Origin of the sequence: Ectobacillus polymachus, from assembly GCF_048159605.1 — a bacterium.
In the GTDB taxonomy this organism is placed as follows: Bacteria; Bacillota; Bacilli; order Bacillales; family Bacillaceae_G; genus Ectobacillus; species Ectobacillus polymachus.
In genome coordinates this window covers 1,162,331-1,178,197 of record NZ_JBLREB010000001.1, presented here as the reverse complement: position 1 = coordinate 1,178,197, position 15,867 = coordinate 1,162,331, and the positions used below count along the sequence as shown (strand labels likewise).

The 15,867-nt window shown below is 37.3% G+C and carries 19 protein-coding genes; 16 read left to right on the top strand and 3 right to left on the bottom strand.

Annotated features, from left to right (window positions below):
- The first annotated feature begins 91 nt into the window (after positions 1-91).
- The 11 genes from ndk (at position 92) to ACM5BR_RS05955 (ending at position 9,772) form a co-directional block, all read left to right on the top strand.
- Positions 92-538, top strand: coding sequence for a nucleoside-diphosphate kinase (gene ndk, locus ACM5BR_RS06005; RefSeq protein ID WP_416826737.1), 447 nt, complete (start codon positions 92-94; stop codon positions 536-538).
- 312 nt (positions 539-850) lie between these two features.
- Positions 851-1,933: a 3-dehydroquinate synthase gene (gene aroB, locus ACM5BR_RS06000; protein ID WP_416826736.1), complete on the top strand. Its 1,083-nt coding sequence runs from the start codon at positions 851-853 to the stop codon at positions 1,931-1,933.
- Positions 1,934-2,045: 112 nt separating this feature from the next.
- Positions 2,046-3,149, top strand: a complete 1,104-nt coding sequence (gene hisC / locus ACM5BR_RS05995) for a histidinol-phosphate transaminase (protein WP_416826735.1) — start codon at positions 2,046-2,048, stop codon at positions 3,147-3,149.
- 209 nt (positions 3,150-3,358) lie between these two features.
- The gene (locus ACM5BR_RS05990; protein ID WP_416826734.1) at positions 3,359-4,621 is read left to right on the top strand and encodes a tetratricopeptide repeat protein; all 1,263 of its coding nucleotides are present in this window, start codon (positions 3,359-3,361) and stop codon (positions 4,619-4,621) included.
- A gap of 75 nt (positions 4,622-4,696) precedes the next feature.
- On the top strand, positions 4,697-5,233 hold the full coding sequence (locus tag ACM5BR_RS05985; protein WP_416826733.1) for a ReoY family proteolytic degradation factor: 537 nt from the start codon (positions 4,697-4,699) through the stop codon (positions 5,231-5,233).
- A gap of 194 nt (positions 5,234-5,427) precedes the next feature.
- The gene (locus ACM5BR_RS05980) at positions 5,428-5,949 is read left to right on the top strand and encodes a QcrA and Rieske domain-containing protein (RefSeq protein ID WP_416826732.1); all 522 of its coding nucleotides are present in this window, start codon (positions 5,428-5,430) and stop codon (positions 5,947-5,949) included.
- Positions 5,939-6,613 (top strand): menaquinol-cytochrome c reductase cytochrome b subunit, encoded by a 675-nt coding sequence (gene qcrB, locus ACM5BR_RS05975; RefSeq protein WP_416826731.1) that lies wholly within the window; start codon positions 5,939-5,941, stop codon positions 6,611-6,613. The genes ACM5BR_RS05980 and qcrB overlap by 11 nt, the downstream gene beginning before the upstream one ends.
- 34 nt (positions 6,614-6,647) lie before the next feature.
- Positions 6,648-7,415, top strand: coding sequence for a menaquinol-cytochrome c reductase cytochrome b/c subunit (locus ACM5BR_RS05970; protein ID WP_416826730.1), 768 nt, complete (start codon positions 6,648-6,650; stop codon positions 7,413-7,415).
- Between the two features lie 174 nt (positions 7,416-7,589).
- Positions 7,590-8,183: a lipoprotein heptaprenylglyceryl N-acetyltransferase LhaT gene (gene lhaT, locus ACM5BR_RS05965; RefSeq protein ID WP_416826729.1), complete on the top strand. Its 594-nt coding sequence runs from the start codon at positions 7,590-7,592 to the stop codon at positions 8,181-8,183.
- Between the two features lie 66 nt (positions 8,184-8,249).
- On the top strand, positions 8,250-8,999 hold the full coding sequence (locus tag ACM5BR_RS05960) for a sporulation protein YpjB (protein ID WP_416826728.1): 750 nt from the start codon (positions 8,250-8,252) through the stop codon (positions 8,997-8,999).
- 95 nt (positions 9,000-9,094) lie between these two features.
- Positions 9,095-9,772, top strand: a complete 678-nt coding sequence (locus ACM5BR_RS05955; RefSeq protein WP_416826727.1) for a zinc metallopeptidase — start codon at positions 9,095-9,097, stop codon at positions 9,770-9,772.
- Positions 9,773-10,003: 231 nt separating this feature from the next.
- Here the strand turns inward: ACM5BR_RS05955 and ACM5BR_RS05950 are convergent, their stop codons facing one another.
- Positions 10,004-10,315, bottom strand: a complete 312-nt coding sequence (locus tag ACM5BR_RS05950; RefSeq protein WP_416826726.1) for a metal-sulfur cluster assembly factor — start codon at positions 10,313-10,315, stop codon at positions 10,004-10,006.
- A gap of 2 nt (positions 10,316-10,317) precedes the next feature.
- Positions 10,318-11,016, bottom strand: a complete 699-nt coding sequence (gene ric / locus ACM5BR_RS05945; protein WP_416826725.1) for an iron-sulfur cluster repair di-iron protein — start codon at positions 11,014-11,016, stop codon at positions 10,318-10,320.
- A gap of 149 nt (positions 11,017-11,165) precedes the next feature.
- On the opposite strand from ric, the gene ACM5BR_RS05940 reads away from it, so the two are divergent.
- Together ACM5BR_RS05940 and ACM5BR_RS05935 are read left to right on the top strand one after the other, a co-directional pair.
- Complete coding sequence (locus ACM5BR_RS05940) at positions 11,166-11,873, top strand: Crp/Fnr family transcriptional regulator (protein ID WP_416826724.1); 708 nt, start codon at positions 11,166-11,168, stop codon at positions 11,871-11,873.
- 322 nt (positions 11,874-12,195) lie between these two features.
- Positions 12,196-13,116, top strand: a complete 921-nt coding sequence (locus ACM5BR_RS05935) for a branched-chain amino acid transaminase (protein ID WP_416826723.1) — start codon at positions 12,196-12,198, stop codon at positions 13,114-13,116.
- A 54-nt stretch (positions 13,117-13,170) separates the two neighbouring features.
- Here the strand turns inward: ACM5BR_RS05935 and ACM5BR_RS05930 are convergent, their stop codons facing one another.
- Positions 13,171-14,046, bottom strand: a complete 876-nt coding sequence (locus ACM5BR_RS05930; protein WP_416826722.1) for a YitT family protein — start codon at positions 14,044-14,046, stop codon at positions 13,171-13,173.
- Between the two features lie 272 nt (positions 14,047-14,318).
- Between ACM5BR_RS05930 and ACM5BR_RS05925 the strand changes: the two genes are divergently transcribed.
- The 3 genes from ACM5BR_RS05925 to mgsA are packed head-to-tail and all read left to right on the top strand — an operon-like array spanning position 14,319 to position 15,862.
- Positions 14,319-14,651 carry a nucleotide pyrophosphohydrolase gene (locus tag ACM5BR_RS05925; RefSeq protein ID WP_416826721.1) on the top strand — a complete coding sequence of 111 codons (333 nt, stop codon included), beginning with the start codon at positions 14,319-14,321 and terminating at the stop codon, positions 14,649-14,651.
- A 2-nt stretch (positions 14,652-14,653) separates the two neighbouring features.
- Positions 14,654-15,454, top strand: a complete 801-nt coding sequence (gene dapB / locus ACM5BR_RS05920) for a 4-hydroxy-tetrahydrodipicolinate reductase (RefSeq protein WP_416826720.1) — start codon at positions 14,654-14,656, stop codon at positions 15,452-15,454.
- 15 nt (positions 15,455-15,469) lie between these two features.
- Positions 15,470-15,862, top strand: a complete 393-nt coding sequence (mgsA, locus tag ACM5BR_RS05915) for a methylglyoxal synthase (protein WP_416826719.1) — start codon at positions 15,470-15,472, stop codon at positions 15,860-15,862.
- Positions 15,863-15,867: the final 5 nt, after the last annotated feature.

Below are 15,867 nucleotides of genomic sequence, written 5' to 3'. Positions count from 1 at the left end.
TCTATATAATAGTCATTTATTGCTAAAATGGCAAACTAATGATACTATTTTCTTTGGGTCAAATACATAACTTATAGGAGTGAAACTGGTAATGGAAAAAACATTTCTAATGGTCAAGCCTGATGGCGTACAACGCAATCTTATTGGTGAAATCGTTTCTCGTTTTGAAGGGAAAGGATTCCAACTAGTAGGTGCAAAATTAATGCAAGTTTCAAAAGAAACAGCAGAACTACATTACGCTGAACATAAAGAACGTCCTTTCTTTGGTGAGTTAGTAAGTTTTATTACATCTAGCCCTGTATTTGCAATGGTATGGGAAGGTGAAAATGTTATTGCAACTGCTCGTCAAATGATGGGGAAAACAAATCCAAGTGATGCTCTACCAGGTACAATTCGTGGCGACTTTGGTGTAACAGTTAGTAAAAACATCATTCACGGTTCTGATTCTCCTGCCAGTGCTGAACGTGAAATCGGTATTTTCTTTAATAAAGAAGAATTAGTAGAATACACTAAGATTGTGAATCAATGGATTTATTAATTTTTTCTTAAAATAATTTGAAAACGCTTTACAGTATTTGAGAAAAATAGACATGATGCAGATTATTCTGTGTTATGTCTATTTTTAGTTTGACGTGGAAAAGCATAGCGCTGCATTAGTTTTCGTTATCGAATGCTTATCAAAGGGGCACAGATGTGTTATATTGGTACATAAATAATGTAAAGAAAAATTAGTTTTTTTATCTGAATCTATGAAAATGGTGCTAACTCTCTCATTGGACGTACATGCGGGATTAGGAAAATCTCGCTGCAAAGAAAGGGATAGAGAGGTACTATGCGAGGGGGAATTACCATGGAATGTGTACATATCAAAGCGAAATCCAAGCAGTATCCTGTACTTCTAGGTGAACACATTCTGGACGAACTTCATCATGTTATTGATAACATGAAACCGAGTGTGTCTAGCTGTCTTATTGTAACAGATGAAAATATAGCACCGCTTTATTTAGATCAAGTAAAACAAAGCATCGATGGGACCGTATATACATATGTGGTACCAAACGGTGAAAAGGAAAAATCATTCGAAAACTATTATAATATCATCACGTTTGCACTTGAGCATCGATTAGATCGTAATTCTCTTATTGTTGCGCTTGGTGGCGGAGTGATTGGCGATTTAGCTGGATTTGTAGCAGCTTCATTTATGCGTGGTATTCGATTTGTGCAAGTACCGACAACGCTTCTTGCCCATGATAGCGCAGTAGGTGGAAAAGTAGCAGTGAATCATCCACTAGGTAAAAATATGATTGGTGCATTTCATCAGCCTGAAGCCGTTTTGTATAATCTTACCTTTCTTGAAACGCTACCAGAAATGGAATGGCGTTCTGGCTTTGCCGAAGTCATTAAGCATGCCCTAATTTGGGACCATGATTTTTATGAATGGCTCCGAAATGAAGTACCTTCGCTTTCGGCACTTCGTGGTGAAAAGCTGCAATATGCATTAAAAGTAGCAATTGGTGTGAAAGCATCAGTTGTTTCGGCAGATGAAACCGAAAAGGGAATTCGTGCCTTTTTAAACTTTGGGCATACTCTCGGTCATGCGATTGAATCAGAGTTAGGATATGGCAAAATGACTCATGGAGATGCAATTTCTATAGGTATGCGTTTTGCTATAATGCTTAGTGAGCAAATTTATAAAAAAGACTTGCATTATAAACAATTAGAGAATTTCTTTTTCTCTTATGGGTATCCAAAAATACCGAAACTTTCAAAAGAAAACTTAATTCAAAAGATGAAGCTAGATAAAAAGTCAAATGCTGGTATGATACGAATGGTTCTACTTCGGGAAGTTGGTAGTGTAGAAGTTGTTTCCGTTTCAGATGAAGAGATATCCAGAGTACTTGATCAGTTTATAGATCGAGATGCACAGTTGTAAGAAGAACGGTTATCTTGTGATTGAAGGATAGCTCTAATAGATTGATGTGTATACTAATAAAGAATAGAATCGGCTAATATAAACAGATTTAAATGTGGTGAGGAGAATGAAAATGAAGGTAAAAGAACAACTACTTGGGTTAAAAGCATATTCCCCAGGAAAAACCATTGATGAAGTAAAACGAGAATATGGATTGTCAAAAATTATTAAATTAGCTTCCAATGAAAATCCATTCGGTAGTTCCCCGAAAGTCATGGAAGCAATTCAATCGTTACAAGATAAATTTGCGCTCTATCCAGACGGTTCAGCCTACGAACTTCGTCATAAGATTGCCAATCATTTAGGGGTAAATGGCGATCAAATTCTCTTCGGAAGCGGTCTAGATGAAGTGATTCAAATTCTAAGCCGTGCTTTTCTTAACGAAGAAACAAATGTTGTAATGGCAAAGCCGACATTTTCTGAATATCATCATCATGCTGTAATTGAAAAAGCAGAAATAAGGGAAGTTCCGTTACTGAATGGAACACATGATTTAGAGGGCATGCTAGCGCGAATCGATGAAAAAACGAAATTGGTATGGATTTGTAACCCAAATAATCCAACAGGAACCTATATTAACGAGGAGACGCTTCGTTCCTTCCTAGATCGTGTACCTAAAACAGCACTCGTAATTTTAGATGAAGCCTATGGTGAGTATGTAACTGCATCTGATTTTCCAAATTCAGTTGCTTTAGTAGAGGAATATGAAAATGTAGTCATGCTACATACATTTTCGAAGGCTTTTGGTTTAGCTGCATTACGAATTGGATATGCTGTTGGTCGTGCTGAACTCATTCAACAAATTGAACCATCAAGACTGCCATTCAATACATCTACTTTAGCGCAAAGCGCAGCAATTGCTGCACTTGAAGATACCCAATTTCTTGAAGCTTGTATCAAGAACAATAGAGAAGGTCTTCAGCAGTATTATGATTTCTGTGATGCGAACGGAATAACGTATTATTCTTCGCAAGCGAATTTTATTTTCATGGAAGTTGGAGATGGGAATAAAGTTTTTGGACGTTTACTTGAAGAAGGCTATATTGTTCGCTCTGGAGCAGGACTTGGTTTACCAACCGGCATTCGTGTGACGATTGGAAAAAAAGAGGATAACGAAGCCCTATTGAACGTACTACAAAAAGTGCTAGAAGAAGAGAAAGTAGAAGAACGTTCCTAATTATTTCTAGCCGTTTGTTCATTCAGCATGATCGGGGTATGGAATGTATGACCACATCTGTGAAAAAGAATCTTCTCACTAAGAGGAGATTCTTTTTGCTTGATATGTCATCATCCCCGCAGAAATATGAAGAGGTAAGCTTCGCAAAAATTTGCACATTGAAAGTTACAATGAGACAATAGAAGTATAAAATAAAGGAGTCAAAATTAATGAATACGTTACAAGAAGCAGTTGGGTGTATTGAACAAGGAAGAACAGAGGAAGGATTACAATTATTAAAACAGGTAACCGACCATGGTACTGATGAAGAAAAGTACGAAGCCGCACGCTATTATCATACACTTGGTTTTCTAGAACAAGCACTCGTCATTATGGAAGATTTAAGTACACTTTATCCAGAAGAAAGTGAATTAACACTTTTTCTAGCTGAGCTATATCTTGACTTTGATAGAGAAGATGAAGCGATTGAGATCCTAAATGATATCAAACGAGATGACGATTTATATGTACAAGGGTTATTGCTGTTAGCTGATTTATACCAAGCACAAGGTTTGGATGAAGTAGCTGAACAAAAATTACTATTAGCGCATGAAGAATTACCAGATGAACCTATTATTTTATTCGGTCTAGGTGAGTTCTACAGCAGTCAAGGAGACTTTGTAAAGGCTGTACCTTACTATGAAGAATTACTAACAGAGCAAAATGAAATTGGTGGCGTATCTATTCCTTTGCGACTTGCGGAGGCCCTTAGCTCACTTGGACAGTGGGAGGAAGCCATTCCGTATTACGAACGCGGTCTTGAATCACATAAAGATATTCATACACTTTTTGGTCATGCTTTCACTTTGTATCAAGCAGGTATGTATCAGCGTGCTATTCCTGTATTTTTAGAACTAAAAGAATTGGATCCACACTATACTTCTTTACATGAATATTTAGCAGATTGCTATGAAGAAGAAGGCATGATGCAGGAGTGTTATGATACGCTAAAAGAAGGATTAAAAACAGATTCCTATTCGGTTGGATATCATATTAAGCTAGCGGAAGCTGCTGCAAGACTTGGGTTCATGGACGAAGCACAAACTGCGCTACTCGAAGCACTTGCGCTTGACCCTGGTCATCTGGAAGCAGTATTAAAATACATTCATATTTTAAAGCATGACGAAAAGTATGAAGAAATTATTACTGCCATTACTATCGCCATGGAAAATGGAGAAGATGACCCGCAGTTGACATGGGATTTAGCTTTTGCAAAGAAACAGTTAGAACAGTATTCAGATGCATTAAATCATTACCGTGAAGCATATACTTCTTTTAAAGATAACTTCACCTTCCTTGAAGAATATGGCCATTTCTTATTGGAAGAAGGGTTAAGACAAGAAGCGAGGGATGTATTCAAAAGGCTGTTAGATTTAGATCCGACACAAACGCACATCGAGGAATTATTATTTAATTTAGAGGATTTTCAGTGATGAGAAGGAAACGAGAACATGTTTCTTGAATTTTACTAAATAAACAAAACAAGGACAGAGGAGGGTTGATACGAGATGAATACCCCTGTTTCTGTGAATGAGAAAAAAGATTTTGTCAAATGGTTTTTAGGTAACTACCAGCTGAAGCAGCGAGAATGTGTTTGGATTCTAAATTATTTAATGAGCCATGATCAGTTGATGCAGAAGGTACACTTTGTTGAACATGCTAAGTATTGTCCTAGAGGTATTGTAATGTCAACAAGTTGTGTAAAGGAAACCCCATTTTGCTTTTACAAACAAAATGTCATGACAACAGATGCTGAAAAATCATTTCATGACATACGTCTTAACCGAGACGAGGATATTTACATTCAGCTAAATTTCAAATCGTCTTTTCAAAATTCCAACTATGTAGCTGTATTAGAGGAAAATCCGTATCTGCCGAAAAGTATGGAAGTAAATGAAAAAGACCGGTTATTAGCTGAACGATTTTTAGAAGAAAGTATCTACAGTTTTGCCCGTGAGAACTTGCTAAAGCAAATCGATGAGGCTCTTGATAAGCAAGATCGTTCTGCTTTTGAAAAACTAACAGAGCAGCTAAAAGAATTATAACCATAAAAATGGCATCAGTGGAAACATTTCCGCTGATGCATATGAAATTTTACAAACCACTACTATCCTTCACCTACCACTTCATCTATGTACCTTTCATTAAAAGATTAACCCATGTAACTTCAAAACCGTATAGGGACTAATGTGTTTTCTTATCATACAAACGTATTTTGTAAAACGCAGGGGGGGTTTCTATGAGTGAAAATGAACGGAAGGTTACTCGTCGCCAGTTTCTTACATATACGCTTACAGGAGTAGGTGGATTTATGGCAGCTAGTATGTTGACACCTATGGTTAGAGCAGCCCTAGACCCAGTCTTAAAGCCAGAGGCCAAAACAGACATGGTTGCCATTGCTAGAATTTCTGACATTACAAACGAGCCAAAGCGCTTTGATTTTAAAGTAAAGCAAGTGGATGCATGGTATAAGTCAGATGAGCCGAAATCTGCTTGGGTATACAAAAATGAAAGCGGAGACATTGTTCCTTTGTCACCTGTTTGTAAGCATTTAGGCTGTACGGTAAATTGGAATGCTGATAAAGGGCATCCGAATCAATACTTCTGTCCATGTCATGGTGGCAGATATGAAATAGATGGAACAAATATTCCGGGTACTCCGCCCTTAGCACCGTTAGATTTGTTTGATTATACAGTAAAGGACGGGACATTGTATGTAGGAAAGACAAAAGCTCGTGGAGGTGGGATAAATGCTAAGTAAGATTTATGAGTGGGTGGATGAACGATTAGATGTAAGTCCTCTATGGCGCGATATTGCAGATCATGAGGTACCGGAGCATGTAAATCCCGCTCATCACTTTTCTGCATTTGTATACTGCTTTGGCGGTCTTACCTTCTTCATCACCGTTATTCAAATTCTCTCCGGCATGTTTTTAACGATGTATTATGTTCCGGATATTAAAAATGCCTGGGAATCCGTCTATTACTTACAAAATGAAGTTGCATACGGACAAATTGTTCGGGGGCTGCATCACTGGGGGGCAAGTTTAGTCATTGTTATGATGTTCTTGCATACGCTTCGCGTCTTTTTTCAAGGAGCCTATAAAAAGCCTAGGGAACTAAATTGGATTGTAGGCGTTCTTATTTTCGGTATTATGATGGGTTTAGGTTTTACAGGATACTTACTTCCTATGGATATGAAGGCACTTTTTGCAACAAAGGTCGGCCTGCAAATTGCAGAGCAAACGCCTTTAATCGGACCGTATGTCAAAACCTTGCTGGCCGGTCATTCTGAAATTGTAGGGGCACAAACCTTAACACGCTTTTTTGCCATTCATGTTTTCTTCTTACCTGGATTATTGCTTGGTCTAATGGGAGCTCATTTTTTAATTATTCGAAAGCAAGGGATTTCGGGTCCGCTATAAGAGCGAATGAGATCGTACATAGGGGAGGGAGATTATGCATCGCGGCAAAGGGATGAAGTTTGTTGGAGATTCGCGCGTGTCTGCTGAACGAAAGCCGAATTTACCAAAAGATTATTCAGAGTATCCGGGAAAGACAGAAGCATTCTGGCCGAATTTTCTCTTAAAAGAATGGATGGTAGGCGCAGTATTTTTGGTAGGTTTTTTATGTTTAACCGCTGCACATCCGTCACCGCTAGAGAGAGCAGCTGATCCTACAGATACAAGCTACATACCACTACCAGATTGGTATTTCTTATTTTTATATCAGCTATTAAAATATTCGTATGCTTCAGGTCCCTATACGATTATAGGAGCCTTTATCATACCAGGAATTGCAGGCGGGGCTTTATTGTTAGCGCCATTTATTGATCGAGGAAGCGAACGCAGGCCCCATAAGCGACCTTTAGCAACAGGATTTATGCTGCTAGCTTTAGCCGCAATTGTTTTTTTAACGTATGAATCGGTCGCAAATCATGATTGGGAGGCGGCGAAAAAACAAGGAGCAATTATAAAAACAGTCGAGGTTGATAAGAATGCAGATGGTTATAAGCTTATGCAAGCTAATACATGTTTAACCTGTCACGGTGATAACTTACAAGGCGGAGCAGCTGCTCCTACATTGCAAAATCTAACATTAAAGCCAGAAGAAATTTCGACTATTGCAAGAGAAGGAAAAGGAAACATGCCAAAAGGTGTGTTTAAGGGAAGCGATGAAGAGTTGAAAAAGGTGGCTGAATTCATTTCGCAATATAACAAAAAGTAATAAAAATAATGATTGAGAAGTAAAACAAATTGAGGGTTTTCAAAGTGACCGTAGCGAAATGGCTTGCTATAACGGTCTATTTTTTTTCTTTCCTTTTAGGTAATAATGTTCCATCATACGGTCATGATATAATAAAGATAATTTTGGAAACTATAGAAACTAGGGGGAAAGAAATTGGCATTTTTCTATCAAATTTTACGTGATCGCACATTCTTATGGCTACTCTTTATTATCAATCTATTAGGAACAATTTACGGCTACATTTGGTACCAGTACCAGCTCGTTGAAACACCTCCACAATTTCTTTTATTTGTACCAGATAGTCCAACGGCAAGTTTATTCTTCGTTATCGTTTTACTAGGATTTTTAATGAATAAAAATTGGGGATTTTTTGAAGCGTTAGCAATTGTTACACTGTTTAAGTATGGTGTTTGGGCGGTTGGGATGAACTTACTTTATTTATTTGTTACGGGTGACCTCGATTGGACAGGCTATATGCTAATGTTTTCTCATGGTGCAATGGCAATTGAAGGTCTTCTGTATGCACCATTTTATCGCATAAAAAAATGGCATCTTGCTGTTGCTTCTATATGGGTATTGCATGACGTAATTATTGATTATGTATATAAACAAATGCCGCAGTACGGCATTTTGGATCAGTACTATCAACCGATTGGTTATGCAACATTTTGGCTAACTATTCTTTCTATTTTCATTGCATATGCACTCTGTATCCGTGAAAAGCATCTTACCTTACCGCTTCGGTAATGAAAACTTAGTCTTTTCTTGTCCATCCCTTCATACAATGTAGTAGTAGTTTTAGGGGGGACTCGAATGAAAAAAGTCTGTGGCATGGTCATGTGGTTCGTTCTTCTATTATATCCATTTCATGCCTTTGCACAGGAATGGAATGAGTGGAACCAGTTGGTAGACGATTCGCTTCAACTCGTAAAACAGGATGAATACGAGAAAGCTAAACAGATGTTATCATCTGCAACTGGATTTCCTGTCACGGTATCATCACCAGAACATTCACGTGTCATATCAATGGCCTATGACAAGGCTTTACAAGCGATGGATATAGGGAGCAAGCAGGATAAGGAAGATAATTTGCTTGCACTTCGACTTGTAATAGATGCAGAAGGCTCATCTTTGCAGCCGCTATGGTTAAATCGTGAGGCAAACGTCATAGACGCCTTTAATGGAATGGAGTCATCTTTAGAAAAACAAAATAGTATCGAATTTCAATACGCACTCAATCAATTTTTGCATCAACTAGATATAATCTATCCGAGTTTGTCCATTGATTTGTCACAAACTGATTTGCAGAAATTGAATGAGGATCTTTCCTATTTAGATCGGACCCGTAATGAGATAGTTAAGCAAAGTGATAGTAAGCAACAAATGCAACTTATTCGAAAAGATATAGAGACCGTGTTTAAGTATCCAAAACGGGATGACTTATCTTTCATTTGGATGACGATTATGACAGGTGGAATTATTATTCTTACATTAACATATGTAGGCTATAAAAAGTATAAAGCAGAGCAGGAGAAGCAAAAACGTGTAAAATCAAAGAATTAATGCTTTTTATATAGAAGGTAAAGTCATCATTTCATTTGACAAGAAATGATACTGAAAATACAATGTATAGTATTACAATATCATTGGAGGAGATTATGTTGTACCTACTTTACTTCTTGATAATCTTGATTGTACCATTGTATGCGCAAGCGAGAGTTCGAGGGGCTTATAGCAAATATTCTGAAGTGTACTCAACGTCAGGGATGACTGGAGCACAAGTTGCACGTAGAATATTAGATGCTAATGGATTGTATGACGTAGCAGTTGAAGAAACACCTGGAACCTTGTCTGACCATTATGATCCGCGTACGAAAACAGTACGTTTATCTACGAACAATTATTATAGCCAATCTGTAGCTGGTACAGCGGTTGCATCCCACGAAGTAGGACACGCAATTCAAGATGCAAATGACTATTCCTTTATGCGTTTTCGTCACGCACTCGTTCCAGTAGCAAATATAGGAAGTAATATGTCATGGATTTTCATTATGATTGGTATATTTGCGGGCTTAACGAATATGTTATTTCTCGGAATTATTTTGATGGCAGCTGGGGTATTATTTCAAATTATTACCTTGCCAGTAGAATTAGATGCCTCAAACAGAGCAATGAAACAAATCTCCACGCTAGGAATTGTGGATCATGACGAAGAAAAATATGCTCGCAAAGTATTGAATGCAGCTGCTCTTACATATATTGCAGCAGCAGCTGTAGCAGTTTCTGAGTTGATTCGTCTTATATTAATCTATACGGGAATGCAAAGAAACGATTAAGCTATTGAGGCATTTATAAGACCACCTAGTCAAATCTTATAACATAAGATTTGAACCAGGTGGTCTTTTTGTACTGCCAGTATAGTATGTTGCATTCTCAGAGTATATCTTACGTATACAGCCTCGGAATACTAGAAATGGTTATAGAAAACCTAAAATTTCACGTCATGTATTGGGATACTTGTTTAATGAAAAGTCCGATATACGAATTAGAAAACTAGAATCAGACTTTCATCCATGTACACCAAGTGCGATTTTGGCATATCTTGACATACGTTCTTTCGTCCAGGATGGAGTCCACACGATGTTTACATCAATCCCTTGCAATGAAGGAAGGGAAAGAGACAACGTTTCCTTTATGTCAGCAATAATTTGTCCTGCAAGAGGACAGCCTATAGATGTCATTGTCATCGTGATACGTACATGATTGTCAGTCAACAAGATATCGTATACAAGACCAAGATTAATAATATCAATGCCGAGCTCTGGATCCATTACATTTTCAAGTTCTTCATAAATTTGCTCTTTTGTAATATTCGCCATGTTCAGCTTCTCATGAGCCTTGGAAATAATATGTTATTTTCTAAATGGATATGTTCAAATGTCATGGATTCTAGTTCTTCTAGTTTTAAATAGGTTAGCCGATATGTGTTGCAAGCTTCTTCAGGCAATTGATAATCATTTGTAACCGTTCTTAGTTTTTTTAGAAGAGCTCCTGCTGCTTCATGCTCGGATTCTAGCTTCGCAATTTCTTGTTTTGCTTGAGCTAAATCGGTTTGGGAACCAGACTTTTCGTATGACACAATGTGAGGGAATACATCACGTTCTTCATCAATTAGATGTGGCTCAAGTTCAGCTTTTAGTTGTGAAAATAGTTGATACACCTCTTTTAAATGGACATGGGTATCACCGTGAACTCGATAAATTTTCATGACGAACGGACTTAATTCAGCAAGAAGCTCAGTTGTAAATACATGATAGTGAGTAATAATTTGATCAACTATCACATGTAAGGGTGCAGTTTCCCAATCGATTTCTTGTCTTTCATTGTTAGAAGCATATAGATCATTTAATTGTTGTAGAATGTATGCTTTGTCTAATCCTTTTTCTTCTAGCACGTTCCCAATTGGGCGATCTCCACCACAGCAGAAATCAATTTTATATTGTTTGAAAAGCTTGCTTGCAGCTGGAAGTTTTGTTACGATATCTCCTGTTTTATTAGAAGATTCAATAATAAAATTCATTTTATTCACTCCTTTTTCTTTTGTATGCCCTTAGTATATAGAAAGAAAACACCCATAAATATGATTGAAATCACAGTTTGCGATAATTGTTTCTAAAATATAAATTCCAGAGAGAGGTCTATGTTACTGGAATCATAAGGTGATGAAAGATGAAAAATATAGAAAATCATTCTGTTTGCACTGATCTTTGTCCACGAAAGGTCCCTATTTTCGAAGCTTTATCCCATGAAGAGATAGTGAAAATTGCTACGATGGCAAAACACAAAAGATATCAAAAGGGGCAAGTACTTATTCGTGAAGGTGAGATTTCATCGACTCTCTATATTGTGAGTAAGGGACAAATTAAATTATCAAAAATGCTAGCACAAGGGAAAGAACAAATTTTACGTATTCTTACAACCGGTGATTTTTTTGGGGAATTTCATTTATTTAATAGCGATGAAGTAATGAATTTTAGTGCCCATGCCATGAAAGAGTCGGATATTTGTATAATAACAAAGCAGGATATGGATTGTATTATAGAAGCTAACCCGGAAATAACAGTAAAACTTCTACAAGCTATAACAAAACGGCTAGCACATACTGAAAAATTAGTGGAGCAATTAGCAACGAAGGATCCTGAAATACGAATCGCCCAAATGATCATAGAATTTTGTGAAAAATATGGAGAAACTGATAAGGAAGGGATTCACATTCATTTACCCTTAACACGAGAAGAAATGGCAAACTATGTTGGTGTGACTAGAGAAACGATGAGTCGTAAACTAAGTAAATTTGAAGACTTAGGTCTTATTTCATTCATTGGAAATAAAGAGCTTGTTGTGAAAAATGAATCTGCCTTTCAAGAAATGAAATAGGGGAGTGCGCACATTATACGTTCCACACGTTCCACGACCTTTTTGCGAAATAAAGGATCAAGCAAAAATGATGTAAATGATATTTTCTACTTGAATAATTTAAAAAAACATCGTATGCTATACAGATAAAATAATTTGACTACTCAATATATTTAGATTATTTAAAAAATGTCGATTTTTGTGGTATTATATGAACAAGTAGAGATACAGTAATGAAGGAGTTATACCTTTTACTCGTATTCAACAAAACAATCATCTACTTAATCGTTACGATTTCATTTATTAAAAACCGTAACTGTATTATAAATAAGGAGGTAGTTTTATGACGGAATCATACGTATTTTATCAAGGAGAACTTGTAAAGGAAGAAGAAGTGAAGATTGGAATCCGTAGTAAAGCATTTAACTATGGTTTAGGAGTTTTTGAGGGGATTCGAGCTTATTGGGATGATGAAAAGGAACAATTGTACGGCTTTCGACTAGAAGACCATTACATAAGATTGCTTCAATCTGCAAAAACTGTGAATTTAGATTTTGGTATGACTGTTGATGAATTATGCCAAGCAACAGTAGAGCTTCTTAAGAAAAATAATTGCAAACAAACAACTTATATTCGTCCTATTGTATATAATGATGCACAAGATATTGGTCCTTCTTTAACACATCCAGATCCTCGAATTGTAATCTATACACAGCCGCTAAACAAGTATGCTGGTAAATCTGAATTAAGCGTTGGGGTAACTTCTTGGAAACGCATAGAAGACAATATGTTGCCGCCTCGTACAAAGGCAACAGCAGCATATCTTAACTCTGCACTTGCTGGGCTTGAAATTCATAGAGCAGGCTTTGATGAAGCAATTTTCCTTACAAATACCGGACATGTATGCGAAGGTCCAGGGGAAAATATCTTTTTGTATAAGAAAGGAAAGTTAATTACACCGCCGCCTTCTGATAATATTCTAGAAGGGATTACTCGTGAGTTGGTTATGCAGCTTGCACAGGAAGACTTAGGAATGGAAGTAGTTGAACGTAGTGTAGCTAGAACAGAGCTTTATGCAGCGGATGAAGTATTCTTTAGCGGAACAGCTATGGAAGTAACACCGGTTGTAGAAGTGGATCATCGCGTTGTCGGTACAGGACATCAAGGGGAAGTATGTAAAAAGATTAAGGAATTATTCTTTGACTTAACAATCGGAAAAAATCCGAAATATGCGCATTACTGTACGCCTGTATATGATAAATAATTCTTATGAAAAAGAGCTGATTCAACTCAAGTAGTTGAATCAGCTCTTTTTTTGTTAACGCAGTGGTTTCTTTTCGTCATCCAATGTAAAACCTTCACCTAATACATCATGTACGTCGCTTACTGCAACGAAAGCATGAGGATCAATGGATATAATGATGCTCTTAAGTTTAAAAACTTCATTTTTTGCTACAACGCAATATAGCACATCGCGTTCAAGCCTCGTATACGTTCCCATACCTTTTAAGAAAGTAGCGCCCCGTTCCATTTCAGTTAAAATTTTAGCAGCAATTGCTTCATTTTTATCGGAGATAATGGTAGCACCCTTCGCTGCATATGCTCCTTCCTGCATAAAATCAATCACACGAGCACTAACGAAAACGGCAATTAAAGTATACATCCCTTGTTTATAAGATAAGTAGGTAACGATAGAAAGGGAAATAACGATGGCATCAAATATAAACATTGTTTTTCCCATGCCCCATCCAGCATATTTATGAGCTAACCTTGCAATAATGTCGACTCCGCCAGTTGTTCCTCCAAATCGAAAGATAATACCGAGTCCAATCCCGATAAATACCCCAGCTAATAAGGCCGCTAGCGTCATATCATTTTGTAATTCTAAATGCAATTGAAAAATGGAGTAACGCTGGAATACCCATAAAAAAGCGGATACAGCGACTGTTCCTAAGATCGTATAGATAAAGGTAGTTCTTCCTAGCAGCTTCCACCCAATAAAAAAAAGTGGAATGTTTAATAGTAAATTTGTATAAGACGGATCGAGATGAAATAAAAAGTACAGCATTAGAGTAATACCTGTAAATCCGCCTTCCGCTAAATGGTTTTCAATATTAACATTCACAATACCAAAAGAAAAAATGGCTGCACCAATTAGGATAAAAATGATGTTACGCGTATGTATGTTTTGCATAATCTTCCCCCTTGATATGTATTCCAACAATATATTATAGTGTATCCTTTATTTCGAGGCAAACGTGTTCTAGCTATTTCTTGATAAAAGTGGCTTTTGAATTCGCTTTAAAGTCATGGACAAATAAAGCTTTCGTAGGAGGAACACCCCATACATAACAAGAGGGGCATCTTCATATAAGTAAACACCTTTTCTATAGGAAGTTTCATCTTATTATTTGTCAAAATGAAAGGAATTGGCTAACATGATAGATAGGATTTGAGGTGATGATAATGGAAGATAAAACATTGAAGGAAATGCAACAAGAAGTTGATGCATACATAGGTCAATTTAAGGAGGGCTATTTTAGTCCTTTAGCGATGACAGCCCGTTTAACAGAGGAGCTAGGTGAGTTAGCCCGTGAGGTAAACCATTATTATGGTGAAAAGCCGAAGAAAAATACGGAAAAAGAAGGTACAATTGAGGAAGAGCTAGCAGATTTACTGTTTGTTGTTATTTGTATGGCGAATAGTCTACATATCGATTTGGAAACGGCTCATGATCGTGTAATGGAAAAATTCCGTACCCGAGATAAGGACCGTTGGACGCGGAAAGAGGAGGAGTAAGGATGAATACAATCTCAGTTATTATTGCAGGTCCTAGAGGACGAATGGGCCGTGAAGCGGTGCTGCTTATGGAACGTACAGCTCATTTTGAACTGGTAGCAGCAGTAGATTACAAAAATGGCGGAAAACGCATTGCAGATTTAGAAGGTCTTCCTGCTTTAGATGCTCCCATATATGAAACATTAGAGGAGTGCTTACAAAATGTGAAAGCGGATGTTGTACTAGATTTAACTACTCCTGAAGTAGGGAAAAAACATTTACAAATGGCCCTTATGAACGGTGTTCGCTCCGTTATTGGCACAACTGGATTTACAGAAGTTGAAATTAAAGAGCTTACAAAGATTGCAGAAGAGAAGAAAATTGGAGCTATTATTGCACCTAATTTTGCCATAGGGGCGGTTTTGATGATGAAATTTGCACAAATGGCAGCAAAATATTTTAGCGATGTAGAAGTAATCGAGCTTCATCATGATCGGAAATTAGATGCACCTTCTGGTACAGCGATGAAAACAGTAGAGCTAATTCGGACAGAAAGAGAATCGAAGCAACAGGGTCATCCAAATGAAAAGGAGCAAATTCAAGGGGCTCGTGGAGCGAATGTAGATGGTATTCATATTCATAGTGTTAGATTACCAGGTCTCATTGCTCACCAAGAAGTATTATTCGGAGGGGACGGACAACTTCTTACGCTTCGTCATGATTCCTATAACCGGGCTTCCTTTATGTCGGGAGTGAAAATCGCAATTGAAACCGTAATGAAAGTGGATTCGCTCGTATACGGATTGGAAAATATTGTAGATTAAGAGGAGAAATGCTATATGAAAATCGCCTTAATAGCCCATGACAAGAAAAAACAGGATATGGTTAATTTTACAATGGCATATACACCTATTCTATGTATGCATGATTTATATGCAACGGGAACGACTGGACTTAAAGTTTCAGAATCAACAGGTTTACCGGTAACTCGTTTTCAATCGGGGCCGCTTGGTGGGGATCAACAAATAGGTGCTATGATTGCTAATAATGATATGGACATGGTCATTTTTTTCCGAGATCCACTTACTGCACAACCGCATGAGCCAGACGTAAATGCGTTATTGCGATTATGTGATGTATATACGATTCCGCTTGCAACAAATATGGCTAGTGCAGAGCTACTCATGCATGCTCTCGAACGGGGAGATTTGGATTATCGAAAGTTAAAATAAGGAGA

What these genes read in the sequence shown, in the direction of transcription:
- ndk (WP_416826737.1), top strand. Translation starts at nt 92, where the DNA reads ATGGAAAAAACATTTCTAATGGTCAAGCCTGATGGCGTACAACGCAAT.
- aroB (WP_416826736.1), top strand. Translation starts at nt 851, where the DNA reads ATGGAATGTGTACATATCAAAGCGAAATCCAAGCAGTATCCTGTACTT.
- hisC (WP_416826735.1), top strand. Translation starts at nt 2,046, where the DNA reads ATGAAGGTAAAAGAACAACTACTTGGGTTAAAAGCATATTCCCCAGGA.
- ACM5BR_RS05990 (WP_416826734.1), top strand. Translation starts at nt 3,359, where the DNA reads ATGAATACGTTACAAGAAGCAGTTGGGTGTATTGAACAAGGAAGAACA.
- ACM5BR_RS05985 (WP_416826733.1), top strand. Translation starts at nt 4,697, where the DNA reads ATGAATACCCCTGTTTCTGTGAATGAGAAAAAAGATTTTGTCAAATGG.
- ACM5BR_RS05980 (WP_416826732.1), top strand. Translation starts at nt 5,428, where the DNA reads ATGAGTGAAAATGAACGGAAGGTTACTCGTCGCCAGTTTCTTACATAT.
- qcrB (WP_416826731.1), top strand. Translation starts at nt 5,939, where the DNA reads ATGCTAAGTAAGATTTATGAGTGGGTGGATGAACGATTAGATGTAAGT.
- ACM5BR_RS05970 (WP_416826730.1), top strand. Translation starts at nt 6,648, where the DNA reads ATGCATCGCGGCAAAGGGATGAAGTTTGTTGGAGATTCGCGCGTGTCT.
- ACM5BR_RS05960 (WP_416826728.1), top strand. Translation starts at nt 8,250, where the DNA reads ATGAAAAAAGTCTGTGGCATGGTCATGTGGTTCGTTCTTCTATTATAT.
- ACM5BR_RS05955 (WP_416826727.1), top strand. Translation starts at nt 9,095, where the DNA reads ATGTTGTACCTACTTTACTTCTTGATAATCTTGATTGTACCATTGTAT.
- ACM5BR_RS05950 (WP_416826726.1), bottom strand. Translation starts at nt 10,315, where the DNA reads ATGGCGAATATTACAAAAGAGCAAATTTATGAAGAACTTGAAAATGTA.
- ric (WP_416826725.1), bottom strand. Translation starts at nt 11,016, where the DNA reads ATGAATTTTATTATTGAATCTTCTAATAAAACAGGAGATATCGTAACA.
- ACM5BR_RS05940 (WP_416826724.1), top strand. Translation starts at nt 11,166, where the DNA reads ATGAAAAATATAGAAAATCATTCTGTTTGCACTGATCTTTGTCCACGA.
- ACM5BR_RS05935 (WP_416826723.1), top strand. Translation starts at nt 12,196, where the DNA reads ATGACGGAATCATACGTATTTTATCAAGGAGAACTTGTAAAGGAAGAA.
- ACM5BR_RS05930 (WP_416826722.1), bottom strand. Translation starts at nt 14,046, where the DNA reads ATGCAAAACATACATACGCGTAACATCATTTTTATCCTAATTGGTGCA.
- ACM5BR_RS05925 (WP_416826721.1), top strand. Translation starts at nt 14,319, where the DNA reads ATGGAAGATAAAACATTGAAGGAAATGCAACAAGAAGTTGATGCATAC.
- dapB (WP_416826720.1), top strand. Translation starts at nt 14,654, where the DNA reads ATGAATACAATCTCAGTTATTATTGCAGGTCCTAGAGGACGAATGGGC.
- mgsA (WP_416826719.1), top strand. Translation starts at nt 15,470, where the DNA reads ATGAAAATCGCCTTAATAGCCCATGACAAGAAAAAACAGGATATGGTT.